The 22,585-nt window shown below is 60.5% G+C and carries 23 protein-coding genes and 1 pseudogene; 12 read left to right on the forward strand and 12 right to left on the reverse strand.

Annotated features, from left to right (window positions below; translation table 11 throughout):
* Window positions 1–18: 18 nt before the first annotated feature.
* A complete protein-coding gene (locus tag BD293_RS10285; protein WP_246086267.1) occupies window positions 19–624 on the reverse strand; it encodes a tetratricopeptide repeat protein in 606 nt (201 codons plus the stop codon).
* A gap of 29 nt (window positions 625–653) precedes the next feature.
* Here BD293_RS10285 and BD293_RS10290 point away from each other — a divergent pair, with 29 nt between their 5' ends.
* Both BD293_RS10290 and BD293_RS10295 read left to right on the forward strand, forming a co-directional pair.
* Window positions 654–941, forward strand: coding sequence for an SCP2 sterol-binding domain-containing protein (locus tag BD293_RS10290; RefSeq protein ID WP_142081425.1), 288 nt, complete (start codon window positions 654–656; stop codon window positions 939–941).
* A complete protein-coding gene (locus tag BD293_RS10295; protein WP_142081427.1) occupies window positions 941–1,879 on the forward strand; it encodes an alpha/beta fold hydrolase in 939 nt (312 codons plus the stop codon). Before BD293_RS10290 ends, BD293_RS10295 begins: the two co-directional genes overlap by 1 nt.
* Here BD293_RS10295 and BD293_RS10300 read toward each other — a convergent pair.
* Window positions 1,870–2,460, reverse strand: coding sequence for a thymidine kinase (locus BD293_RS10300; protein WP_142084499.1), 591 nt, complete (start codon window positions 2,458–2,460; stop codon window positions 1,870–1,872). The two genes, BD293_RS10295 and BD293_RS10300, sit on opposite strands and share 10 nt — an antisense overlap.
* A 133-nt stretch (window positions 2,461–2,593) precedes the next feature.
* On the opposite strand from BD293_RS10300, the gene BD293_RS10305 reads away from it, so the two are divergent.
* Window positions 2,594–2,917 carry an arsenate reductase family protein gene (locus BD293_RS10305; RefSeq protein ID WP_142081429.1) on the forward strand — a complete coding sequence of 108 codons (324 nt, stop codon included), beginning with the start codon at window positions 2,594–2,596 and terminating at the stop codon, window positions 2,915–2,917.
* A 20-nt stretch (window positions 2,918–2,937) separates the two neighbouring features.
* On the opposite strand, the gene BD293_RS10310 is transcribed toward BD293_RS10305, so the two are convergent.
* The gene (locus BD293_RS10310) at window positions 2,938–3,144 is read right to left on the reverse strand and encodes a cold-shock protein (protein ID WP_142081431.1); all 207 of its coding nucleotides are present in this window, start codon (window positions 3,142–3,144) and stop codon (window positions 2,938–2,940) included.
* Window positions 3,145–3,356: 212 nt separating this feature from the next.
* Here BD293_RS10310 and BD293_RS10315 point away from each other — a divergent pair, with 212 nt between their 5' ends.
* Together BD293_RS10315 and BD293_RS10320 are read left to right on the forward strand one after the other, a co-directional pair.
* Window positions 3,357–3,713 (forward strand): hypothetical protein, encoded by a 357-nt coding sequence (locus BD293_RS10315; protein WP_142081432.1) that lies wholly within the window; start codon window positions 3,357–3,359, stop codon window positions 3,711–3,713.
* 213 nt (window positions 3,714–3,926) lie between these two features.
* Window positions 3,927–5,240: a DEAD/DEAH box helicase gene (locus BD293_RS10320; RefSeq protein ID WP_425467925.1), complete on the forward strand. Its 1,314-nt coding sequence runs from the start codon at window positions 3,927–3,929 to the stop codon at window positions 5,238–5,240.
* A 31-nt stretch (window positions 5,241–5,271) separates the two neighbouring features.
* Here BD293_RS10320 and fdhF read toward each other — a convergent pair whose 3' ends face one another.
* From fdhF to BD293_RS10355, 7 genes are all read right to left on the reverse strand, one after another.
* On the reverse strand, window positions 5,272–8,049 hold the full coding sequence (gene fdhF / locus BD293_RS10325; RefSeq protein WP_142081434.1) for a formate dehydrogenase subunit alpha: 2,778 nt from the start codon (window positions 8,047–8,049) through the stop codon (window positions 5,272–5,274).
* A gap of 3 nt (window positions 8,050–8,052) precedes the next feature.
* Window positions 8,053–9,744 (reverse strand): NAD(P)H-dependent oxidoreductase subunit E, encoded by a 1,692-nt coding sequence (locus BD293_RS10330; protein ID WP_142081435.1) that lies wholly within the window; start codon window positions 9,742–9,744, stop codon window positions 8,053–8,055.
* 175 nt (window positions 9,745–9,919) lie between these two features.
* The gene (locus BD293_RS10335) at window positions 9,920–10,570 is read right to left on the reverse strand and encodes a pseudouridine synthase (protein WP_142081437.1); all 651 of its coding nucleotides are present in this window, start codon (window positions 10,568–10,570) and stop codon (window positions 9,920–9,922) included.
* Between the two features lie 7 nt (window positions 10,571–10,577).
* Entirely contained in the window at window positions 10,578–11,210 is a 633-nt protein-coding gene (locus tag BD293_RS10340) for a hypothetical protein (protein ID WP_142081438.1), read from the reverse strand.
* A gap of 31 nt (window positions 11,211–11,241) precedes the next feature.
* Window positions 11,242–11,382, reverse strand: a complete 141-nt coding sequence (locus tag BD293_RS10345; RefSeq protein ID WP_142081440.1) for an aa3-type cytochrome c oxidase subunit IV — start codon at window positions 11,380–11,382, stop codon at window positions 11,242–11,244.
* A gap of 83 nt (window positions 11,383–11,465) precedes the next feature.
* Entirely contained in the window at window positions 11,466–12,509 is a 1,044-nt protein-coding gene (locus tag BD293_RS10350) for an MBL fold metallo-hydrolase (protein ID WP_142084503.1), read from the reverse strand.
* On the reverse strand, window positions 12,509–14,215 hold the full coding sequence (locus BD293_RS10355) for an acyl-CoA dehydrogenase (protein ID WP_142081442.1): 1,707 nt from the start codon (window positions 14,213–14,215) through the stop codon (window positions 12,509–12,511). Before BD293_RS10355 ends, BD293_RS10350 begins: the two co-directional genes overlap by 1 nt.
* Before the next feature lie 126 nt (window positions 14,216–14,341).
* Between BD293_RS10355 and BD293_RS10360 the strand changes: the two are divergent.
* Both BD293_RS10360 and BD293_RS23075 read left to right on the forward strand, forming a co-directional pair.
* A pseudogene (locus BD293_RS10360) lies at window positions 14,342–15,292 on the forward strand (L-threonylcarbamoyladenylate synthase); the annotation flags it as partial.
* A 99-nt stretch (window positions 15,293–15,391) separates the two neighbouring features.
* A complete protein-coding gene (locus BD293_RS23075; protein WP_246086365.1) occupies window positions 15,392–15,799 on the forward strand; it encodes a VOC family protein in 408 nt (135 codons plus the stop codon).
* Here the strand turns inward: BD293_RS23075 and cutA are convergent.
* Window positions 15,775–16,107: a divalent-cation tolerance protein CutA gene (cutA, locus tag BD293_RS10365; protein ID WP_142081446.1), complete on the reverse strand. Its 333-nt coding sequence runs from the start codon at window positions 16,105–16,107 to the stop codon at window positions 15,775–15,777. The two genes, BD293_RS23075 and cutA, sit on opposite strands and share 25 nt — an antisense overlap.
* A 94-nt stretch (window positions 16,108–16,201) precedes the next feature.
* Complete coding sequence (locus BD293_RS10370) at window positions 16,202–17,572, reverse strand: L-serine ammonia-lyase (protein WP_142081447.1); 1,371 nt, start codon at window positions 17,570–17,572, stop codon at window positions 16,202–16,204.
* 148 nt (window positions 17,573–17,720) lie between these two features.
* Here BD293_RS10370 and BD293_RS10375 point away from each other — a divergent pair, with 148 nt between their 5' ends.
* The 5 genes from BD293_RS10375 (at window position 17,721) to hflC (ending at window position 22,577) form a co-directional block, all read left to right on the forward strand.
* Window positions 17,721–18,113, forward strand: coding sequence for a c-type cytochrome (locus tag BD293_RS10375; protein WP_142081449.1), 393 nt, complete (start codon window positions 17,721–17,723; stop codon window positions 18,111–18,113).
* Between the two features lie 99 nt (window positions 18,114–18,212).
* Complete coding sequence (gene rpiA / locus BD293_RS10380) at window positions 18,213–19,001, forward strand: ribose-5-phosphate isomerase RpiA (RefSeq protein WP_142081450.1); 789 nt, start codon at window positions 18,213–18,215, stop codon at window positions 18,999–19,001.
* Between the two features lie 9 nt (window positions 19,002–19,010).
* Complete coding sequence (gene gorA, locus BD293_RS10385) at window positions 19,011–20,375, forward strand: glutathione-disulfide reductase (protein ID WP_142081452.1); 1,365 nt, start codon at window positions 19,011–19,013, stop codon at window positions 20,373–20,375.
* Between the two features lie 70 nt (window positions 20,376–20,445).
* The gene (gene hflK, locus BD293_RS10390) at window positions 20,446–21,573 is read left to right on the forward strand and encodes an FtsH protease activity modulator HflK (RefSeq protein WP_142081453.1); all 1,128 of its coding nucleotides are present in this window, start codon (window positions 20,446–20,448) and stop codon (window positions 21,571–21,573) included.
* Window positions 21,573–22,577: a protease modulator HflC gene (gene hflC, locus BD293_RS10395; RefSeq protein ID WP_142081455.1), complete on the forward strand. Its 1,005-nt coding sequence runs from the start codon at window positions 21,573–21,575 to the stop codon at window positions 22,575–22,577. Before hflK ends, hflC begins: the two co-directional genes overlap by 1 nt.
* Window positions 22,578–22,585 lie beyond the last annotated feature (8 nt).

Below are 22,585 nucleotides of genomic sequence, written 5' to 3' on the forward strand. Positions count from 1 at the left end.
AGGTCGTGATCAGGTCACTTAGAGTGTGACACCGCCCAAACGGCGTTCCAGCCGTTCGAGCGCGGCTTTTACGTCATTGCGATGCGGGTGTATAGCTTCGGCAGCAAGGTAGGCTTCTTTTGCGCGCTCATATTCAGACAGATCCTCAAAAATACGGCCCAGACCTGTCAGGGCAGAGAAATGATGCGGGTTGCGGCTGAGTGTATCCTGAAGATCGGCGAGAGAGCGCCCAACCTTGCCATCCATGAACCACGCAGTCGCGCGCGCATGATACCCTTCGGCGAAATCTGGCGCGTGATCGATCAGCGCCGTGAAATGTTCAATCGCTGCAACACTGTCACCCCGGCGCAACGCATCACGCCCGCGTTGCAACAACAGATCAGCGCTGGCCGAGCCAGACCGCGACCATTGCCGAATGATCTGCCGCTCGATTCGCTGCCATGCCTCTTGATTTGGGTCGCGGAGTTGCTCCAGCAGACTCGCAACTTCGCCAGATGGGTCCATGTCAGTGGCTTGCGCAGGCGCAAGCATCAAAAACCCGGCAAATGCCGCTACGATAGGATTGAGAAAAGCGGTGCGCATCATCATAGTACCAAGTGTAGCGCATTTGATGCGCGAATCCATACGCGTCTCATCACAAAACGGAGCAGATCATGAGCGATATCATCACCCACGCCATCGCCGCGCTAAGCAAGCGCATGTCAGACGGGTTTGAAGGAACAGCAAAATTCGAGATCACAGGCGAAGGGTCGATCATGGTCGACGAATCCGGTGTCCGCGCAGGTGATGACCCCGCCGATGTGACGATGATTGCCAATGCAGAAACCTTTCAGGGCATCATCGAAGGTGATGTGAACCCGACAATGGCGTTCATGTCCGGCAAACTCAAGGTCGAGGGCGACATGGGCATGGCCATGAAGCTTGGCGCAGCCCTGAGCTGATGCCGGACACCGCGCCCTTTTTTGCCGACATCGCAGATGCGCCGCCGCCCCACTCGGTCATCTGGACGCAGGCAGAGGGGGGCACAAAGTTGCGCGTCGCCCTTTGGCCAGCGGGGCCAAAGGGCATGGTCGCAATCTTTCCCGGCCGCACCGAGGTTATCGAGAAATACGGGCGCGTCATCACCGATCTGGCGGCCGCCGGGTATGGGGCTGCGGCGATTGACTGGCGCGGTCAGGGCCTGTCCGACCGGCTGACAGACCGGCCATTGCTGGGCGACGTGCAGGATTTTGCGCAGTTTCAACTCGACGTGGCCGCGTATCGCAAGGTGCTCGACCGTTTCGCGCCAGATGCGCCGCGCTTTGTGCTGGCGCATTCCATGGGCGGCTGTATTGCCCTGCGCGCTCTTATAGATGGATTTCCCGCGCAGGCGGCCAGTTTCAGCGCCCCCATGTGGGGCCTGCCGCTCAACAGCACCACCAGTCGCGCCATTGCTGTGATGCGCGCCGCCCTGCGGATGAGCAGACTGGACCAGCGCGAAGTGCCCGGCGCGGGCGTCGAATTTCGGCTGTGGGAAAACCCGTTCGACAATAATGAACTGACGGGGGACGCCGAAACCTATGCCTGGATGCAGGCACAGGTGCAGGCGCACACACAACTGCGCCTTGGCGCGCCAAGTCTGCGCTGGCTGGCCGCTGCACTGGCCGAAACGGCGGCGTTGCAACTGTTGCCTGCACCGAAGGTTGCGGCCTTTTGCGGGGTTGGGACGCGCGAAAAGCTGGTTTCGGCACCGGCAATAGAGGGGCGCATGGCAGGCTGGCCGAATGGGCGGCTGGAGGTTTATCAGGGCGCCTTGCATGAATTGCTGATGGAACGTGCTGCCACGCGCGACGCATTCTTGCGCGCAACCCTTGCCTTGTTCGACGCAAATCAGCCCTGATCTGCGGCGTCCATCGCTTCGCGCCAATGCAGCCGACAGACCGAAACATAGGTTTCATTGCCGCCGATCTGCACCTGCGCCCCATCTTTCACCACCACGCCATCTGGCCCCATCCGCACCACCATCGTGGCCTTTTTGCCGCAATGACAGATTGTGCGCACTTCACGCATCTCATCCGCAAGTGCGAGCAACGCAGCAGAACCGGGGAAAAGCTGGCCCCGAAAATCGACCCGCAACCCATAGCACATGACCGGCAGGTGCAGATCATCTACTGCGCGCGCCAAGTCCCAGACCTGCGCTTGCGTCAGGAATTGTGCCTCGTCAATAAAGACACAATGCACCGGCCCCGCCTCGACGCTGGCGGCAAGGCTGGCGAACAGGTCTGTGGTTGCGGTGAAGGTCTGCGCGGGCGCACCGATCCCGATGCGCGACGCAATCCGCGACGGCCCCGCGCGATCATCCAGCGCCGCCGTCAGCAAAAGCGGCACCATGCCCCGCTCGCGGTAATTATGCGCAGCCTGTAGCAACACGGTCGATTTGCCCGCATTCATGGTCGAGAAATGAAAATACAGCTTGGCCATGGCGCTGTGCATTAGCGGGTTTCCGTGGTCCCTGAAAGAGGGCGTGTGCACCGCATTGCTCGGTAAGTTGAAATCAGGTGGCAGCGCGCGCGCTGCTCCTGTAATCACCCCACAAAAAGCAGGAGAAGCGCCCATGACCACCATAATCTACGGCCTCAAGACATGCGATACATGCCGCAAAGCCATCAAGGCCCTGCCCGATGCGCAGTTCCGTGACATCCGTGCAGATCCTTTGACACCAGAGGAACGCCAGGAATTTATCGCCGCATTCGGCGACGCGCTTGTCAACCGCGCCTCGACCACATGGCGGGGCTTGGATGAACAGGCGCGCCTTGCGTCACCAGATAGCCTGCTGACGCAACACCCTGCACTGATGAAGCGCCCCGTCATTCGCGCGAAGGGCACGCTCTATCTAGGCTGGAAGGCTGATGTTCAGGGCGCGCTTGGCCTCGGCTAATCCGCGCGCCCATCGATGGCCTAGAGCAACTGCAAATCGCTGGCGGATTCCCGACCATCCCGACCGGCGCGCAGTTCATAGGCGATCTTCTGGTCATCCGCCAAGCCCGTCAGGCCCGCGCGTTCCACTGCGGAAATATGCACAAATATGTCCTTGCCGCCATCATCAGGCGCAATAAACCCGTAACCCTTGGATGTATTGAACCATTTTACAGTGCCTGTCGGCATCGGCCTTCTCCTCGTTGTCGCTCCCCGTGACGAAATTGCCCACGGGCCGTTCAGCCAGCGCTTCCTTGGCCGGCTGCGAAAACAGAGGCGGTCTTAGAAAGTCTGTCATCCCAAATAGAATTTTGCCATAGACGGGTTAAAACGCAAGGCCTTTGCATATATCTGTCGATCATGGCGCAGTTTTGCCCATCATTAAGAAGGATGCTGAGAATATGCGCAATGCCGCCCTGACACTGGGACTCATTGGTGGGCTATGGGGCATGCTGGTGGGCTTTTTCAGCTTCGGCTACACCGATTTGCTGATTCGCTATCCTGAACTGGCTGAATACACAGGTGGGGTTGCGAATATGGGGCTGATCCGTGCGATGAGTCTGCTTGCACCTGTGCTTGCGATTGCGGGCGGTGCAATGGCGCGCTCGGCCAATCTGGCAGCAGGGGTGTTGTTGCTGATCTCGGCGACGGGGATGTATTTCACCTTCGGCTTTGGCGTCTTCACCATGTTTCCAATCGCAATGTGTGGCCTTGCAGGGGTGTTGGCACTCGCGGCGCGCCAGCCCGACCCGCATTGAATACTTGACTTTCGGGTCAGAACCCCCCATCTGCACACCATCTGCAACTTGCCGCGTGAGCTAGATTGAGTGTTGCAGTCAGGGCATGAGGCCCGACAACAGCTTCCCGACATCACGCGTGGGGGGCGGCGCATAGACCATGCGCCCCCAAACCCGCCCCTGAGCAATCAGGGGCATTGCGCCTGCGTATTGCAGGCCGTGAGAGGACAGATTTTGACTGATTTTACCATGTTCGGGCTGCGCCCGGTGCTGATGACGAGCCTTGAAGCTCAGGGTTTCGGCACCCCCACCCCGATCCAGGCCCGTGCGATCCCGATGATCATGCAGGGCCGTGACCTTCTGGGGCTGGCACAGACCGGCACGGGCAAGACGCTGGCTTTTGGCCTGCCTGTCATGCATGCACTGCTGGGCGCTGGCCGCCCTGAACCGAAAACCACACAGGCGCTGATCCTTGCGCCGACCCGCGAACTGGTCAACCAGATCGCGGAAACACTGAACAAGTTTGCGCTCAAGACACCGCTGAAAGTCCAGCGCGTTGTCGGCGGTGCAGGCATTGGTCCACAGATTCAGAAACTCGCCAAGGGTTGCGATATTCTGGTGGCAACGCCAGGGCGTCTGCTGGACCTGCTGGACCGCCGCGCGCTGTCGCTGGAAGCCACGCAAATGCTGGTTTTGGACGAAGCCGACCAGATGCTGGACCTTGGCTTTATCCATGCGCTGCGCAAGATTGCAGCCTTGCTGCCCAAGGATCGCCAGACGCTGATGTTCTCGGCCACGATGAACAAGCAGATGAACGAGATTGCGGACGCCTATCTGGACCGCCCAGAGCGTATTCAGGTCTCGTCGCCGGGCAAACCTGCGGATAAGATCGACCAGTCGGTGCATTTTGTGCCACAAGGCGACAAGGCGCGCGTGCTTGAAGGCTATCTCAAGGAGCACCCAGAAGACCTCGCATTGGTTTTCTCGCGCACCAAGCATGGGGCCGAAAAGCTGATGAAACTGCTCAATGGCTGGGGCATTCCCGCAGGTTCCATTCACGGCAACAAGTCACAGGGCCAGCGCGAGCGCACCTTGCAGGGCTTCCGTGAAGGCAAGATCAAGGTACTGGTCGCCACGGATGTGGCCGCGCGTGGGATCGATATTCCTGACATGCGCCATGTCTACAACTTCGACCTGCCCGAAGTGCCCGAGAATTATGTGCACCGTATTGGCCGCACAGCACGGGCCGGTGCATCAGGTCGCGCAATGGCATTTTGTGCCCCTGCCGAAATGGGTGATCTGCGCGCGATCGAGAAGCTGATGAAAATCACGCTTGCTGTCGCGGGTGGTGCCGCTTGGGCAGATGATCTGGCAGGCCCGGCACGTTCGGCCGCACGCAAACGCAATGGCGGCGGCGGTCAGCGTCCGGCCCGTCATGGTGACAGCGATGGGCAAGCGCGCAAGCCACGCCAGAAAAGCTTTGGCAAACGCACTGGCGCGGGTGGCAAACCCAGCGGTGCAAATGACCGACAACGCCGGTCAGCTTGAACGAAATAGGGGCGCCACTGGCGCCCCTTCTTTATTCTGCCGCAACCGTGTCTTTGACGGCATCGACCCGAACGGCGGCGAATTTGAACTCTGGTATCTTGCCATAAGGGTCCAACGCCGGATTGGTCAGAATATTCGCCGCCGCCTCGACAAAGGCGAAGGGCAGGAACACCATGTCAGGGCTGACTGCACGATCTGCGCGCGCCATGACCGTGATGGAGCCGCGCCGCGTAGACAGGCGCACCATCCCGCCCGGCTCAACCCCAAGATGGCGCAGGGTTGAGGGATGCAGCGAGCAATTCGCCTCTGGCTCTACCGCGTCCAGCACTTTCGAGCGCCGGGTCATCGCCCCTGTATGCCAATGCTCCAATTGGCGCCCCGTGGTCAGCACCATCGGATATTCGGCATCGGGCAACTCATCGGGCGCGATCACGCTGGCAGGGGTGAACTTCGCTCGTCCCTCCGCGCGCGGAAAGGCATCGGCGAACACAATCGGCTGGCCGGGGTCTGTGGGCGAAAGGGACGGATAGGTCACAGCGCCCTCCCCCTCCAGCCTGTCCCATGTGATGTTATCAAGGCTTTTCATGCCCTGCTTCATCTCGGCAAACACCTGCGACGGATGGGTGAAGCCCCAATCCAGACCCAATCGGCCTGCAAGCTCCACCGTAATCGCCCAATCCTCGCGCGCCTGCCCCGGTGGCGGCACCGCGGGCCGCCCCATCTGGACCTGACGGTTGGTGTTGGTGACCGTGCCGGATTTCTCGTAGAACGCCGCAGCAGGCAGGATAACATCCGCAAAGTTCGCGGTTTCTGTCAGGAAAATATCCTGCACCACCAGATGATCTAGCTTCGCCAGCGCTTCGCGCGCATGGGTAACATCGGGGTCGGACATGGCCGGATTTTCCCCCAAGATATACATGCCCTTGATCTGGCCGTCATGCACAGCATCCAGAATCTCGGTCACGGTCAGCCCCTTTTCGGCCGAAAACTCTGCCCCGTTCCACAATGCGCTGAAGCGCCCGCGCAAGGTGTCATCCATGACGCTCTGGTAATCTGGCAGGAACATCGGGATCAGACCCGCATCAGAGGCACCTTGCACATTGTTCTGCCCGCGCAGCGGGTGCAACCCTGTGCCGGGGCGGCCCACATGGCCGCACATCAGCGCAAGGCTGATCAGACAGCGCGAATTGTCCGTGCCGTGAATATGCTGGCTGATCCCCATGCCCCAGAAAATGATGCCCGCTTTTGCACCGGCAAAATCACGGGCAACCGCGCGCAAGGTATTGGCTGGAATACCGCAGATCGCCTCCATCTTTTCAGGCGCGAAATCGGCCAAATGGGTGCGCATCGCGTCCCAATTCTCGGTCATGGCCTGAATATACTGGGTGTCAAACAACCCTTCTTCCACGATCACATGCATGATTGCATTCAGCATGGACACATCCGCGCCGGGCTTGAATTGCAGCATATGGGTGGCGTGGCGCGCCAATGCCTGCCCGCGCGGGTCCATAATAATCAGCTTGCCACCGCGTTTGGTGAATTGCTTGAAATATGTCGCTGCAACAGGGTGGTTCTCGGTCGGGTTGGCCCCGATCACGATCGCCACATCGGCATTTTCGATCTCGTTGAACGTGGCCGTTACAGCCGCCGATCCGACATTCTCCATCAGCGCCGCCACAGACGAGGCATGACACAGCCGCGTGCAGTGATCGACATTGTTATGGCCAAACCCTTCGCGGATCAGGCGTTGGAACAGATAGGCTTCCTCATTGGTGCATTTGGCACTGCCAAAGCCTGCAACGCTGGCCCCGCCATGCGTGGCACGCAAGCCCCCCAATCCCTTGGCGGCAGCGTCAAGCGCCTCATCCCAAGTCGCCTCTCGGAACACCTCATGCCAATTACCGGGGTCCACGTTCAGCCCCTTCGGCGCGCCGTCGCGCCGGATCAGCGGCACGCTCAGGCGGTGGGGGTGATGGATATAGTCAAACCCGAACCGCCCCTTGACGCAAAGCCGCCCTTCATTGGCAGGCCCGTTAATCCCGTCGACATAGACGACCTTGTCATCCTTAACCTTCAGGCTGACCTGACAGCCCACCCCGCAGAAGGGGCAGACCGATTTCACCTCGCGGTCGAAATCGGTGCTGTCGCCCATTTGCGCGTCATCCATGATGGTGGCGGGCATCAGCGCGCCAGTCGGGCAGGCCTGCACACATTCGCCACACGCCACACAGGAGCTTTCGCCCATCGGGTCGTCAAAATCAAACACCGGATAGGCGTCATGCCCACGCCCGGCCATGCCGATCACATCGTTGACCTGCACATCGCGGCAGGCGCGCACGCACAGACCGCATTGGATGCAGGCATCCAGATTGACGCGCATCGCCACATGGCTGTCATCCAGCAGCGGAATACGCTCCGCTTCCAGTGTCGGATAGCGGCTTTGGGTGACACCAGTTGCGTCCGCCATATCCCAGATATGGCTGCCCCGATCATGCGAGGCCGCGCGCTCTGGCTGGTCGGCCAGCAGCAATTCAATCACCGCCTTGCGCGCGGTTTTGGCGCGCGTGGTGTCGGTATGCACCACCATTCCGTCCGCCGGTTCACGAATGCAACTTGCCGCCAGCACGCGCTCGCCCTCAATCTCGACCATACAGGCGCGGCAATTACCGTCCGGGCGATAGCCGGGTGCAGGCTTGTGGCACAGATGCGGGATCACCAGCCCACGGCCGTTTGCCACTTCCCAGATGGTCTGCCCCGCATCCGCTGTGACTTCGCGTCCGTCAAGTGTGAATGTTACTGTGCTGCTCATGGCTCAGACCTCATCCGCAAAATGTTTCATAACCAGCCGGATCGGGTTCGGTGCCGCCTGCCCCAGCCCGCAGATCGAGGCGTCTTGCATCACCATGCACAACTCTTCGAGCAAGGGCTGGTCCCACGTATCTGCCTGCATCAGTTTGACCGCCTTCTCGCAGCCTGCGCGACAGGGTGTGCATTGACCGCAACTCTCTGCCTCGAAAAACCGCAGCATGTTCAGGGCGGCATCGCGCGCGCTCTCATGATCAGACAGCACGACCACAGCCGCCGATCCGATAAAGGTGCCATGTGGCTGCAACGTGTCAAAATCCAGCGGAACGTCATCCATGCTGGCAGGCAGCAGGCCCGATGACGGCCCGCCCGGTTGATATGCTTTCAGCCTGTGACCTTCAGCCATGCCACCCGCCGCCACGATCACATCGCGGATGGTTGAGCCTGCGGGCAGCAGGTAGACACCCGGCGTCGCCACGCGTCCGGAAACCGAATAGCTGCGCAGCCCTGTGCGGCCATTCTTCTTGACCGCGCTCAGAATCTCCGGCCCTTCGCGGCACACCCGCGCCACCCAATGCAACGTCTCGACATTATGCACCAAAGTGGGTCGGTCAAACAAACCCACCTGCGCCACATAGGGCGGGCGATGGCGCGGCAGCCCGCGCTTGCCCTCAATCGATTCGATCATCGCGGATTCTTCGCCGCAGATATAGGCGCCAGCACCGCGGCGCAGCTCGATATAGCCCGGCGCAACCAGCCCGACCCCCTCCAGCGCTGCAATCTCGCGGCGGAATATCTCAAGCACGGCAGGATATTCGTCGCGCATATAGATATAACAGCGCTCTGCCTCGACAGCCCATGCGGAAATCAGCATGCCCTCAAGCATCAGGTGGGGCGTGCGTTCCAGATAATAGCGGTCCTTGAAGGTGCCCGGCTCGCCCTCATCGCCATTCACCGCCAAATAGCGCGGCCCGGCATTGGCCCGCACGAACCCCCATTTCTTGCCAGACGGAAAACCGGCCCCGCCAAGCCCGCGCAGGCCAGAGGACAGCACCATCTCCTGTACCGCTTCCCAATCGCCCGACGCCCTCAGATCCGAGAGCACGGCATAGCCGCCCTCTGCCTGATAGGATGCCAAGTCCTGATAGGCCGGAATAAGCGCATGCGTCGCACCCGCATCAATCGCGGATTGCAGCTTTTCAGGCGTTGCATGATCAATATGATAATGCCCAAGCTCCAGCACAGGTGCTGTATCACAGCGCCCCATACAGGGTGCACGCACCACGCGTATCTGTGACGGGTCCATGCCAGCCTCCAGCGCCGAGAACAAAGCCTCTGACCCGGCCAATTCACAAGACAGCGAGTCGCACACCCGAACCGTCAGCGCGGGCGGCGGCACCTCGCCTTCCTTGACCAGATCAAAATGCGCATAGAAACTGGCAACTTCCCAGATTTCAGCCATGGACAGGCGCATCTCATGGGCCAGCGCGCGCAGATGGCGCGCCGACAGATGGCCATATTCGTCCTGCAACAGATGCAGAAACTCGATCAGCAGATCGCGCCTGCGGGGATGCGCGCCCAGCAAGCCCTGCACCTCTGCCAGCGCCTGATCCTCGTATTGCCGGCCCTTGGGCGTATGCCGCCCCTTGCCGCGGCCCGATTTCCAGACCCCTTTGCCATTCGCCTGATCCAATGCCATCTCGCTGACCCTTTGCTAGCTTTTATCTGTGCTGCCAAAGGATCAACTCTTTATCAATATCAGAAATCCGTTATTCGATAGGCAATACCTATCAATCATTTTCTTGCAGCAAATACTTGCAGGGGTGAATTGCGCCTTGGCGCAAGAGGGGGCGGCAGCCCCCTTCCTTACCGTCTCAGAAGGGAACTGGCGCAGAAATAGTCACGCCGCGCCCACCATCGGGGTGGCGCAGGCGCAATTCCTTGGCATGCAACATCAGGCGCGGATATGCGCGCGCTGCGCCGCAGGCATAGAGCGGATCACCTAAAATAGGATGGCCGATTGCCAGCATGTGAACCCGCAACTGGTGGCTGCGCCCGGTGACAGGCATCAGCCGCAACCGTGACCCGGTGTCTTCATGACGCATCAGCGCCCAGTCGGTTTGCGCGCTGCGCCCTGTGTCGTGGCACACCATCTGACGCGGGCGGTTCGGCCAATCCACCGTCAAGGGCAGGTCCACATGCCCCGAGCGCGCTTGAACCTGTCCGGCGACACGCGCGATATAGGTCTTGCGGGTCTGGCGCTTCTCGAACTGCAATCCCAGATGGCGCTGCGCATGCGGCGTGCGGGCAAAGACCATGACCCCAGAGGTGTCCAGATCAAGCCTGTGCACCAGCAGGATTTCGGGAAACACCCCGCGCAGACGCGCGATCAGGCAGTCGGCCATATGCGCGCCCTTGCCCGGTACGGACAAAAGCCCCGCAGGCTTGTCCACGAAAACCAGTTCATGGTCTTCATGAAGGATAACAGGGGCCGCATCGGGCGGCGCATAGATGAAATCCGTCATAAGAAAGTCACAGCGGTTGCTGTACCCGCAACAGATTGGCCTGATACTCCGGCGCATCATGGTGCAACTCATAGGTCTGCACGCCGGGCAATTGTGCGAAGCTGCCCATCAATGCCTGCGGAAAGATTGTCGATCTGATGCCGTCAAAACCCGGAAGCTTGCGCAAGAGTGCAGATGTTGCCGACGCGCAGCGCGCTGGAGGCACAGGGCCTGCTTGCAGCGCCAAAGCCATTGCCTGCTCTGCCACTTCGGGCGAGACGACAAGACGCTGCACCACCGCGTAATGTGAGGGGCGCACATGGCTTGCATAGAATGACGCGCCCGCGGCATAGGTCATGCCGAAATGCACATCATTGCGTTCCGGGATCGTGGCCAGTGTCCAGCTTCCTGCCGGATCAAAAATCACACGCTCTGATCCATTGATGAACAGCGCCGTGTGATCGCCCCGCTTGGACGCGTAATTCATGATCGTCACAAGGGTCAGTTCGGGCGCGCCGCCATGGTGATGACGTGCTGCCTGCACCTCGGCGTCCGAGGCCCATATCTGCTGGCCGCAAGCCGACAGCAGAAACAGCGCGCACAGAAGAAAAATAGCCGTGACTGACCCGCGCAGATCCCGGACGCTGCTTGAAACTGTCATGTTTTAACCTTGCTTGCCTGCCTGCGCGGGGTCAGGAATTTGCAAGGGCAAGGAAGATCAGAACGCCAATGCTGATCGCTGCCCCCCAGACGGACCAACGGACGAAGCCGTTAAAGGTCTTCTCCTGTTCCGAAATATCCATCTTGCCATGTTCGTGCTTTTGCTCTGCCATATTGGCCCCCTGCAGATTCACCTTTTCACTTTCCGATAGCCGATCAATGCGCGCCTGTCACCCCCTTTGAGGCAGGCATGCATCTAGCTTTTGGTCTGCCACATCCAGACCCCGTCAGCGTCTGTGCTGCGCAGCGCCTGATCTGTTGCCACCAGATGATTTAGATGGGCCACCGCCTCGACCAATGCAAGGCCATAGACCCCGTCAGTGATCTGGCGCTTGAACAGGGGCGCAAAGCATTCAGACGCGCGGCGCGGCGTTGTCAGATGGGCACGAAGGCGGCGCAGTGCCCCGTGGTGATTTTCGATCTTCTGGCGCAAACGCAACGGCAATCCCGTAAAGGGCAGCTTGTGGCCCGGCAGCACCAGTTGATCCGCGCGCGCAACATGCTGGAATGCAGCACAGCTTTGCAGCCAGTCAGCAACCGGGTCAGCCTCTGGCTCGGTCGCGTAGACGCCCAGATTGGGCGAGATTGAGGGCAGAAGTTGATCTGCCCCCAACACCAGATTGCAATCGCGGCTCCATAATGTCACCTGATCGGGTGCATGGCCCTGCCCCAACCGGATGTCCCAATCACGACCTGCGGCATGAAACACACCCCCCGCGCGCAACTGATGAAACCCAAGCGGCATCGGAGCCACGACATCGCAGAAATTGAAGGGGCGCTCATCCATGCGGCGCTCCAGAATTTCAGGGTCCATACCGGCCTTGCGCCAGAACGCCGCCGTTTCAGGCGCGGGGCGGTCCTGTTCATCCAGCACCAGCATACGGGCGAATAACCACGCGGTGCGGCTGGCCCATAATTCGGCACCATCGGCCTGAAACCAGCCCGCCAACCCGATATGGTCGGGGTGGTGGTGACTGGCAATCACCCGCCGGACACGCTTGCCCCGCAAGGGACCGGCCAACAACTTTGCCCATATGCCCCGCGTGCGTGACGTGTCGAAACCGGTATCGAAAATTGTCCAGCCGTCGCCATCATCCAGCGCATAAACATTCACATGATCCAGCGCCATCGGCAGTGGCAGGCGCGCCCATAACACACCGGGCGCAATTTCTGTGGTGCACCCCTCGTCTGGGGCTTGCTCGAACGGGTAGCGCAAACCGGTGGCTTCAGTGCCGTCCATCACGCGGCCAGATCTTCGTCGCTCAGCGCATAAAGGGCGCTTGCACCGGCGCGGGCCTGTGCCAGCAGCCCGATATGTTCCGGCAAGACGCGCGTGATAAAGATGCGCGCCAAAGCGCGACGCGGTCCATCTTCGGCCATTGCGGCTTTCAGGTGGTAATGTGCGCCCAAGATGCGGGCAAAAGCGCGCAGATAGGCCGTGGCCCCGGCAAAGCGGTCCTGCATATCTTGGGCGACCAGCCATTCCGTCGCCTCGCGCAGGCTTTCGGCCGCCTGCCAGACATTCTCGGCCAGATCGGGCAACAGGGCACGCGCGGATTCGGCGCAATCCTCGACATCTTGCAGCATCCGAAAGGCGGCCTCGCCGCTGTCCATCATTTTACGCCCGACAAGGTCCATCGCCTGAATGCCGTTCGTGCCCTCATAAATCGTTGTCACGCGCACATCGCGCAGGTATTGCGCGGCGCCCGTCTCCTCGATGAAGCCCATGCCGCCATGCACCTGCATCCCTGCGCTTGCCACTTCGCACCCGATATCGGTGCCATGTGCCTTGGTGATCGGGGTCAGAAGGGCGGCGCGGGCGGTCCATTCATCCGAACCCGTGGCGCGTGCCATATCAATCGCAACACTATTGGCCAACGCAATGGCGCGCATGGCGAATATCTCGGCTTTCATCACGGATAATGCGCGCCGCACATCTGCATGCTCGACGATTGCGCCCGACCCGGTTACGGGCGTCTTGCCTTGCTTGCGGTCGCGCGCAAAGCCAAGCGCGTGCTGATAGGCCCCTTCTGCAACCCCGATGCCCTGCACCCCGACACCGACGCGGGCATTGTTCATCATCGTGAACATGGCCGCCATGCCTTGATGCGGCGCGCCCACCAGCCAGCCGGTGGCGCGGTCATATTCCATCACTACCGTGGGCGAGCCGTGCAGGCCCAGCTTGTGTTCCAGACTGACCACGCGCAGCCCATTGCGCGCGCCGGAATTGCCGTCTGCATCGGGAATGAATTTTGGCACCATGAACAGGCTGATCCCGCGCGTTCCCGGTGCGCCGTCGGGCAGGCGCGCGAGAACCAGATGGCAGACATTATCGGTGAAGTCGTTGTCGCCCCAACTGATGTAAATCTTCTGGCCCGAAATCGCATAGCTGCCATCGGCATTCGGTTCCGCCTTGGTGCGCAACGCGCCGACATCGCTGCCCGCCTGTGGTTCGGTCAGGTTCATCGTCCCGCACCATTCCCCGGAGTTTAGCTTGGGCAGGAACCGCGCCTTCAGCGTATCATCGGCATGGTGTTCCAAAGCCTCGATCTGGCCTTGTGTCATCAGCGGTGCAAGCTGCAAGGACAGGCAAGCGGCGGACATCATGTCATTGACCGCGGTCGCAAGCGTCTGCGGCAATCCAAGCCCGCCATACTCGGGATCAGCCGTCATACCCAGCCAGCCTCCGTCTGCGATAGCCGCGAAGGCGGCACCAAATCCGGGGCTGGTGCACACCACGCCGTTTTCCAGTCGCGCCGGATGCTGGTCGCCCACACGCTGCAAGGGGGCAAGCACCTCTTCGCACAATTTACCCGCTTCGGTCAGAATTGCCTTGGTTGTCTCGGGTGTTGCTTCGCTGAATCGGTCTGTCTGGCGCACCTGATCGAAGGCGACGACGTGATCCAGTAGAAAGGTGAAATCGCGAAGCGGGGCGCGGTAGGGCATTGGTGGCTCCTTTGGGCAAAGGGTCGGCCTGTCTTGGCAAACGCAGATCAAGCGCATATGACAGCGCGTTGTCAACGTCTTAGCGCGCACAGGCAGAAACCCAAACCTAAACGCGGCGTCACGAAAATGAAAGAAGCGGTTCAGAAGACAGAGATCCTTGGGGCGCAGCCCGATGGAATTGCGCGTGCCGCACGCTTGCTGGCGGCGGGCAAGCTGGTCGCAATGCCAACCGAAACCGTCTATGGTCTGGCAGGCGATGCGCGCGACCCGGATGCAGTTGCTGCCATTTTCGCCGCCAAGGGCCGGCCATCATTTAACCCGTTGATTGTGCATCTCGCGTCCCTTGCCGCCGCAGAACACTTGGCCCTGTTGCCCGACACGGCCAGACTTCTGGCGCAGGCATTCTGGCCGGGCGCATTGACGCTGGTTGCCCCGTTGCGCGCAGGGCATGGATTGGCCCCTGCCGTCACCGCAGGCTTACCGACTGTGGCGCTGCGCGTTCCGGCGCATCCTGTAGCACAGGCGCTTTTGTCAGAATTCGGCGGCCCGGTCGCCGCACCCTCCGCCAACCCTTCGGGTAGAATCAGCCCGACAACGCCTGCGCATGTTTTATCGGGGCTGGCAGGGCGCATCGCGGCAGTGCTGGATGGCGGGACATGCGCTGTGGGGGTAGAATCGACGATCATCGGCTTTGAGGCAGGGCAGCCGGTGCTGTTGCGCGAAGGCGGTATCAGCCGCGAGGACATTGCGCAGGTTTGCACCCTCTCCCCTGCCCGCCCTGCGCCGCAGAACATCACTGCGCCGGGACAGCTTGCCTCGCATTATGCGCCGCGTGCGCAGGTTCGGCTGAACATCTCGGCCCCCATGGATGACGAAATCTGGATCGGGTTTGGCCCCGATTGCGAAAACGCCCCCCTAACGCTGTCAGCAACAGGGGATCTGACCGAGGCCGCCGCACGCCTGTTTGCCGTTTTGCATGACGCCGATTCCCTTGGCCGCCCTATTGCTGTCGCGCCGGTGCCGGAACAAGGACTGGGCGCGGCGATCAACGACCGTTTGCGCCGCGCAGCCGCCCCCGGCCGGAGTGACGCGACGCACGGCAACTCTGGCTTGCAGTCACCCCCTTTCCCGTGTGAGGAAGCAGCGCCCGCATATCTGATGGAGACGCCCATGTTGATGCCGTTTCATTTCGCCTATCACGTCCACGATCTGGAGCAAGCGCGCGCCTTTTATGGCGATGTGCTGGGATGCACGGAGGGGCGCAGCACCGACACTTGGGTGGATTTCGATTTCTTCGGCCATCAGATCAGCCTGCATCGGGGCGAGCCTTTTGCCAATGCGCCGACAGGTAAAGTGGGCGATCACATGGTGCCCATGCCGCATTTCGGGCTGGTGCTGGACGCAGAGCGCTTTTCAGCGCTGGCCAAACGGTTGCAGGATGCGGGTGTCGAATTTGTTATCCCACCCTCGCTGCGCTTTGAAGGACAACCGGGCGAGCAATGGACCATGTTTTTCCGCGACCCGTCCGGCAACCCGATTGAGGTCAAGGGCTATGCCGATCAGTCGCAGATTTTCGCCAGCTGAGTTTCCTGCGCGATCCAGTCAGCGACGCCCGGCCCCATCGCCTGCACCGGCAATGCGATGATTGCGGGCAATTCAAACGGGTGATGGGCGTGGATCGCTGCGCATACGGCGTCAAAATTGCGCGCAGGTGTTTTCATTCGCAGCAACACTTCGCTCTCGGAATCGATCTGGCCCTGCCAGCAAAACAGGCTTTCGACCTTTGACAAAAGATTGGCGCACGCCACCAACCTGCCCCGCAGACACGCGCTTGCAATGGCGCGGGCGCTGTCCTTGTCGGGACAGGTGACTTCGAGCTCAAACACGTCCATCTGTGCCTCCGCTGATCCATGCATGGGTCACCCCAATATGGCGGCAGGTCGGCGCACAAACCATGATCTGCCTCAAATCACACGATAAGCTTACTCAGCAATTTGGCACATTGACCGCCAGACCGCCCAGCGCAGTTTCCTTGTACTTCTCGGACATGTCTGCGCCTGTCTGGCGCATCGCCTCGATGCAATTGTCCAGCGGCATGAAATGTGTGCCATCGCCCCGCAGCGCAAGGCTGGCAGCAGACACCGCCTTGATCGCGCCCAGCCCGTTGCGCTCGATACAAGGCACCTGCACCAACCCTTTAACGGGGTCGCAGGTCATACCCAGATGGTGCTCCAACGCGATTTCGGCAGCATTTTCCACTTGCTCGGGCGTGCCGCCCAGAACGGCGGCAAAGCCTGCCGCCGCCATCGCCGCCGCTGAACCCACCTCTGCCTGACAACCGCATTCCGCCCCCGAGATTGAGGCGTTGTGCTTGACCAGCCCACCAATGGCCGCCGCTGTCAGAAGAAACTCGCCCACACGCGCAGGCGAGGCGCCGGGGACATGGTCCAGCCAATAGCGGATGGTTGCAGGCACCACACCTGCAGCCCCGTTGGTGGGTGCCGTCACCACCTGCCCGCCCGCGGCGTTTTCCTCGTTCACGGCCATAGCATAGACACTGATCCAGTCATTGATCGTGTGTGGCGCGTTCATGTTCAGGCCGCGTTCTGCCTCCAGCGCCGCAAGGATAGCGCTGGCCCGCCTGCGCACCTGTAGCCCGCCGGGCAAAATGCCATCCGTGCGCATTCCCCGGTCGATGCAATCATTCATCACCTGCCAGATGCGTCGCATACCCTGATCCAGCGCATTTGGGCTGTGGGTCACCAGTTCGTTGGCGCGTTTCATCGCGGCAATCGACTTGCCGCTGTCACGCGCCATCGCCAACATCTGTGCCGCTGTCTCGAATGGATAGGGGTAATCAATATCCGATTTGCGTGGCGGCGCGCTTAGTTCGGCTTCGGTCACGACAAAGCCGCCACCGATGGAATAATAAGTCTCCTGCGCGATGATATCGCCCTGCGCATCAGTCGCCATCAGGCGCAGGCCATTCGCGTGACCTGCAAGCGGCGTGTCATAATCAAAGATCAGGTCAGACTTGGGGGCAAAGGCCAATGTGCCAAGCCCTGCCGCGTCGATCACACCCTTGGCGTTGATCTGCGCCAGCGCCTCTTCGGCGCGCGCGGCATCATAGCCATCAGGGGTGAACCCTGCCAGCCCAAGGATGACAGCGCGGTCCGTCGCATGGCCCACCCCGGTAAAGGCAAGCGAGCCATGCAGCGATGCCCGCAGCCCCGCCACCGAAAAGGACAACCCGCGTAAATGCTCCAGAAACCGCGCAGCCGCGACCATCGGCCCCATCGTATGTGACGACGATGGCCCGATCCCGACCTTGAACATGTCGAACACTGATAAAAACATGCGCACCCCTTTGTCTCGCGTTGCTGACCCTGTCTAACCGCAAAACGGGGCAAGACCATAGCGCCCTGCGACATGGAATGCGCCAAAGCAGACCAGTTCCTGTCACAGGCTCTTGGCAGCACCGTGGAAATACGGCATTCTTTCAATCATGAATTTGATCGGACGAAATATAATCGGGCTTGCAGTTGTCGCGCTTTCGGGCGCGGCCTGTTCACCTTGGACCAGCCCGCAAGCCGGACGCAGCATTTATGCGCAAAATTGCGTGGCGTGTCACGGGGATGATGGGCGGGGCGGGGCGCAAATGCCCGACCTTACCGGCCTGACAGCGCGTGCTGGCGGCACCTATCCGCAGCGCATGGTGCTGGACAAACTGGACGGCTACGCACGCGGTGCAGTGATCTATGCCGATGCGGAAATGCCGAATTTCGGCGACCTGCTGACCGGACGTCTGACCAGAGTGCAGACGGATCAGGGACTGTCACGGCAATTGCCAGAACGGATCGTCGCACTGGATGCGTATCTTCAGTCGATCCAGCGCTGAGCCGATACAGAAGCGATCTGACCGCCGTCAGTCCGATTCTGCTTTAATCCTGCCCCGCAAAACGCCTATAAAGCGCGCGACCGAGAAAGAGGGCCCGCGATGACTGACCAGCTTACGCCAATTGACCGCGCCAAATACACTGCCGCCCATTGTGCTGCCGATTTCGTTCAGGACGGTATGCGCGTGGGGCTTGGAACGGGCTCGACTGCGGCGTGGATGGTGCGCCGCCTCGGGACACGGATCAAGCAAGAGGGGCTGCGCATCATCGCTGTGCCCACTTCGACCCGCACAGCACAGCTTGCGCGCGAGGTTGGCATCAACGTGGTTTCGCTGGACGAGGCGCGCTGGCTGGACCTAACGATTGATGGTGCTGATGAGTTTGACGCCGAGTTGACCCTGATCAAGGGTGGTGGTGGCGCACTTTTGCAAGAGAAGATCGTGGCAACGGCTTCGGACCAGATGATCGTGATTACCGATGCCGCGAAGGAAGTGAAAACGCTCGGCGCTTTCCCTCTGCCGGTTGAGGTGATCCCTTTTGGATGGCGCGCAACCAAGGCGCTGGTCGAAGAGGTTCTGGCCTCGATGGATGTGATGGGCCAGCAATCCGCCCTGCGCGTGAACGGCGACAAGCCCTTCGTAACGGACGAAGGCAATTACATTCTCGACCTTGATCTGGGCCGGATCGGCAATGCGCGGCAATTGGCGCTTGTGCTTAATCAGGTGCCGGGCGTGGTCGAAAACGGGTTGTTTGTCGATATCGCGGATCAGGTCGTGATTGGCCATTCTGATGGCACCTGCGAGCTGCGCGACCTCAGCAGTGGCACCCCCGAGACAAGCCTGCGCCAGATCAATATCGAGGACGAGCGCAATATTTTTTCAGACCTTTAAGGGGCACTAATGAGTTTTGACTACGACCTGTTTGTGATTGGCGGCGGCTCTGGCGGGGTGCGTGCCGCGCGCATTGCGTCATCTGAATACGGGGCCAAGGTTGCGCTGGCGGAAGAATACCGCATGGGCGGCACCTGCGTTATTCGTGGCTGCGTGCCCAAGAAACTGATGGTCTTTGCGTCCGGCTTTCCCCGCGCTGTTGCCGATGCGCAGGCTTACGGATGGGACGCGCAGATTGGCGGCTTTGACTGGACAGCGTTCCGCACCAAAATGGACACGGAACTTGACCGACTTGAAGCGGCCTATCGCGGCAATCTGGACCGCGCAGGGGTCGAGGTGTTCGGGTGCCGCGCCACGCTGGCAGGCCCGCATGAGGTGCGCTTGGCAGATGGCCGCGAAGTAACAGCCAAACATATCCTGATCGCCACAGGCGGGCGCCCTGTCGTGCCGGAAAAATGGCAAGGATTTGGGGCCATGACCTCGAACGAGGTGTTCTTGATGGACCGCCTGCCAAAATCACTTCTGATCGTGGGCGGCGGATATATTGCCAGCGAGTTTGCCTGCATCTTCAACGGGCTGGGCGTTAAGACAACGCAATTCTACCGCGGGGCGCAAATCTTGCGCGGCTTCGACGAGGAAGCGCGCGGCCATATCGCCAATGAAATGCTGGCCAATGGTGTTGATTTGCAACTGGGCACAGACGTGCTGGAAATGGAAGGGCGCGACGGCCAGACTTGGGTTAAGGCCACGACAGGGCATGATGGCACATATGACGCGGTCATGTTTGCTACGGGCCGCAGGCCGAACAGCGACGGGCTGGGGCTAAGCGCGCTTGGGTTGGAGTTGAAGGGCAATGGCGCGATTCCGGTGGACCGCTACAGCCAGACGGCTGTTCCGTCGATCTATGCGGTGGGCGACGTCACCGACCGCGCGAACCTGACGCCTGTGGCGATCCGCGAAGGCCATGCCTTTGCCGACACGGTCTTCGGGGGCACACCAAAATTCTTCGATCACGGCTTGATTCCGACCGCCATTTTCACGCAACCCGAATACGGCACTGTCGGGCTGACCGAAGAAGAAGCGCGCGCGCAGGGGCCGGTCGATGTCTATTGCGCGGCCTTCCGGCCCATGCAAAGCCTGTTCGCGGGACGTGACAATCGCGCGATGATGAAGCTGATTGTTTGCCGCAAAACTGACAAGGTGCTAGGATGCCACATTGTGGCGGATAACGCGGGCGAGATGATTCAGCTTGCAGGGGTGGCAGTTGCCATGAACGCAACAAAGGCTGATTTTGACCAAACGCTCGCCGTGCACCCGACCATGGCTGAGGAACTGGTCACAATGCGGACTGCGACGCGCAGCCACACCGAATGAGGGTTGAATTAGGCGGGTTTCAGCCCACCTTCTGACGAAACATGAAACCAAAATAATGAATGGAGTCCGGATGTCTGGGAACAACGGTGGACCTTGGGGAGGCGGCGGCAATCGCGGCGGTGGAAATCGCGGTAGCGGCGGCGGTGGTCGCGGTGGCGATGGCCAGCCCCCCATGCCCGAAATTGATGAGATCGTAAAAAAAGGCCAAGAACAACTGCGCGTCCTTATGGGCGGCGGCGGTGGTGGCGGCAAAGGCGGCAAAGGTCTTGGCGGCCCCGGCTTCTCGAAGCGCGGCGTCCTGATCGGTCTGGCAGCACTGGTGGTGATGTGGACTTTTGCCTCTTTCTACACAGTGCGCCCGGAAGAGCGGTCGGTGGAATTGCTGTTTGGGCAATATTACAAAGCGGGCCAGCCTGGTCTGAACTTTGCCCCGTGGCCTGTTGTGTCGCATGAAATCGTGCAGGTCACGACCGAGCGTGTGACCGAAGTCGGCACCGGGCGCAGCGCGCTGGATACCGGCCTGATGCTGACCCGCGACGAAGCTGTCGTGGATATCGAGTTTCAGGTTGTGTGGAACGTAACTGATCCTGCACGCTTCCTGTTTAATCTGGCCGACCCGCGCGAAACCGTGCGCGCCGCGTCAGAATCTGCGATGCGTGACATTATTGCGCGCTCGGAACTGTCGCCAATTCTGAACCGTGATCGCGGCTCGATTGCGGCGGACTTGCGCGCAGCCGTCCAAGGCCTGCTCGACAGCTACGAATCCGGTATCGCCGTCATTCGTGTCAACTTCGACAAAGCTGACCCGCCAGAGGGTGTTATCAACGCATTCCGCGACGTGCAGACCGCGCGTCAGGAACGTGATCGTCTGGAGCGTGAAGCCGATGCCTATGCAAACCGCGTCCTTGCTCAGGCCCGTGGTCAGGCAGCCCAGCTTCAGGAAGAAGCCGAAGCTTACCGCGCCGAAGTGGTGAACAACGCACAAGGTGAAGCGGCACGCTTCGTCTCTGTCTACTCAGAATATGTGAATGCACCCGAAGTGACACGCAAACGCATGTATCTGGAAACGATGGAACGCGTGTTGGGTGATATGAGCCTGACAATCCTCGACAATGTAACCGGTTCTGAAGCTGGTGGCTCTGGCGTCCTGCCATACTTGCCGCTCGACTCTCTGAGCCGCACAAGGAGTGCCAACTGATGAAAAAAGCAGGAATTTTGCTGCCTGTTGCAGTTGTGGCAATCGTCACGGCATTTTCGGCACTGTTTATTGTCGATGAACGCGAAAACGTGCTTGTTCTGCAATTCGGTCAGGTGAAACAGGAAATCACCGAGCCGGGTCTTGGGTTCAAGATCCCCTTCATTCAGGAAGTGGTGCGCTATGACGCGCGTATTCTGGGCCTGCAAACGCAGCCATTGGAAGTCACCCCACTGGATGACCGTCGCCTTGTGGTCGACGCGTTCCTGCGCTGGCGCCTGACAGATGTGCGCCGGTTCCGCGAAGCGGTAGGTGTGGACGGTGTCCGCGCAGCCCAAGGGCGCATGGACCGCATCATGAACGCCGCCATTCGTGAGGTTCTGGGTGCAGTTCCCTCAACCGCTGTGCTGTCCGAGGACCGCACCGGGCTGATGAACCGCATTCGTGATCTGGCACGTCGTGAATCGGAAACACTGGGGATCGAAGTTATCGACGTTCGTCTGACCCGCACCGACCTGCCACAAGAAAACCTTGAGGCAACCTTTGCCCGGATGCGCGCAGAACGTGAACGCGAAGCGGCTGATGAACGCGCGCGTGGGAACGAGGCCGCGCAGCGTGTGCGCGCGCTTGCAGATCGTACTGTGATTGAACTGGTCTCCGCATCACGCCGCGAAGCCGAGATCATTCGCGGTGAAGCCGACGCAGAGCGCAACCGTGTGTATGCAGATGCCTATAATCTGGACCCTGAATTCTTCGCATTCTCCCGCTCTATGCAGAGCTATGAGAGCGCGTTGCGCGGGGATAACGCGTCCATGGTGCTGCGCCCGGATAGTGAATTCTTCACCTTCCTGCGCTCGGATGGGGCCAGCGAAAACGTGCTGCAAGCGGCACGCGATGCGGCAGACGCGCTTGAAGATGACCCGGACATGCTGATGCAGCGCGCCCCCGAGTCGGACCCTGACGAACCCGATGCGGTGCGCGAGCTTGAAGCCATCATCGGCAACTGAGGCTTAGG

The sequence above is a fragment of the Roseinatronobacter monicus genome, from assembly GCF_006716865.1.
Taxonomy (GTDB): Bacteria; Pseudomonadota; Alphaproteobacteria; order Rhodobacterales; family Rhodobacteraceae; genus Roseinatronobacter; species Roseinatronobacter monicus.

What these genes read in the sequence shown, in the direction of transcription:
- BD293_RS10285 (WP_246086267.1), bottom strand. Translation starts at nt 624, where the DNA reads ATGGATTCGCGCATCAAATGCGCTACACTTGGTACTATGATGATGCGC.
- BD293_RS10290 (WP_142081425.1), top strand. Translation starts at nt 654, where the DNA reads ATGAGCGATATCATCACCCACGCCATCGCCGCGCTAAGCAAGCGCATG.
- BD293_RS10295 (WP_142081427.1), top strand. Translation starts at nt 941, where the DNA reads ATGCCGGACACCGCGCCCTTTTTTGCCGACATCGCAGATGCGCCGCCG.
- BD293_RS10300 (WP_142084499.1), bottom strand. Translation starts at nt 2,460, where the DNA reads ATGGCCAAGCTGTATTTTCATTTCTCGACCATGAATGCGGGCAAATCG.
- BD293_RS10305 (WP_142081429.1), top strand. Translation starts at nt 2,594, where the DNA reads ATGACCACCATAATCTACGGCCTCAAGACATGCGATACATGCCGCAAA.
- BD293_RS10310 (WP_142081431.1), bottom strand. Translation starts at nt 3,144, where the DNA reads ATGCCGACAGGCACTGTAAAATGGTTCAATACATCCAAGGGTTACGGG.
- BD293_RS10315 (WP_142081432.1), top strand. Translation starts at nt 3,357, where the DNA reads ATGCGCAATGCCGCCCTGACACTGGGACTCATTGGTGGGCTATGGGGC.
- fdhF (WP_142081434.1), bottom strand. Translation starts at nt 8,049, where the DNA reads ATGAGCAGCACAGTAACATTCACACTTGACGGACGCGAAGTCACAGCG.
- BD293_RS10330 (WP_142081435.1), bottom strand. Translation starts at nt 9,744, where the DNA reads ATGGCATTGGATCAGGCGAATGGCAAAGGGGTCTGGAAATCGGGCCGC.
- BD293_RS10335 (WP_142081437.1), bottom strand. Translation starts at nt 10,570, where the DNA reads ATGACGGATTTCATCTATGCGCCGCCCGATGCGGCCCCTGTTATCCTT.
- BD293_RS10340 (WP_142081438.1), bottom strand. Translation starts at nt 11,210, where the DNA reads ATGACAGTTTCAAGCAGCGTCCGGGATCTGCGCGGGTCAGTCACGGCT.
- BD293_RS10345 (WP_142081440.1), bottom strand. Translation starts at nt 11,382, where the DNA reads ATGGCAGAGCAAAAGCACGAACATGGCAAGATGGATATTTCGGAACAG.
- BD293_RS10350 (WP_142084503.1), bottom strand. Translation starts at nt 12,509, where the DNA reads ATGGACGGCACTGAAGCCACCGGTTTGCGCTACCCGTTCGAGCAAGCC.
- BD293_RS10355 (WP_142081442.1), bottom strand. Translation starts at nt 14,215, where the DNA reads ATGCCCTACCGCGCCCCGCTTCGCGATTTCACCTTTCTACTGGATCAC.
- BD293_RS23075 (WP_246086365.1), top strand. Translation starts at nt 15,392, where the DNA reads ATGCCGTTTCATTTCGCCTATCACGTCCACGATCTGGAGCAAGCGCGC.
- cutA (WP_142081446.1), bottom strand. Translation starts at nt 16,107, where the DNA reads ATGGACGTGTTTGAGCTCGAAGTCACCTGTCCCGACAAGGACAGCGCC.
- BD293_RS10370 (WP_142081447.1), bottom strand. Translation starts at nt 17,572, where the DNA reads ATGTTTTTATCAGTGTTCGACATGTTCAAGGTCGGGATCGGGCCATCG.
- BD293_RS10375 (WP_142081449.1), top strand. Translation starts at nt 17,721, where the DNA reads ATGAATTTGATCGGACGAAATATAATCGGGCTTGCAGTTGTCGCGCTT.
- rpiA (WP_142081450.1), top strand. Translation starts at nt 18,213, where the DNA reads ATGACTGACCAGCTTACGCCAATTGACCGCGCCAAATACACTGCCGCC.
- gorA (WP_142081452.1), top strand. Translation starts at nt 19,011, where the DNA reads ATGAGTTTTGACTACGACCTGTTTGTGATTGGCGGCGGCTCTGGCGGG.
- hflK (WP_142081453.1), top strand. Translation starts at nt 20,446, where the DNA reads ATGTCTGGGAACAACGGTGGACCTTGGGGAGGCGGCGGCAATCGCGGC.
- hflC (WP_142081455.1), top strand. Translation starts at nt 21,573, where the DNA reads ATGAAAAAAGCAGGAATTTTGCTGCCTGTTGCAGTTGTGGCAATCGTC.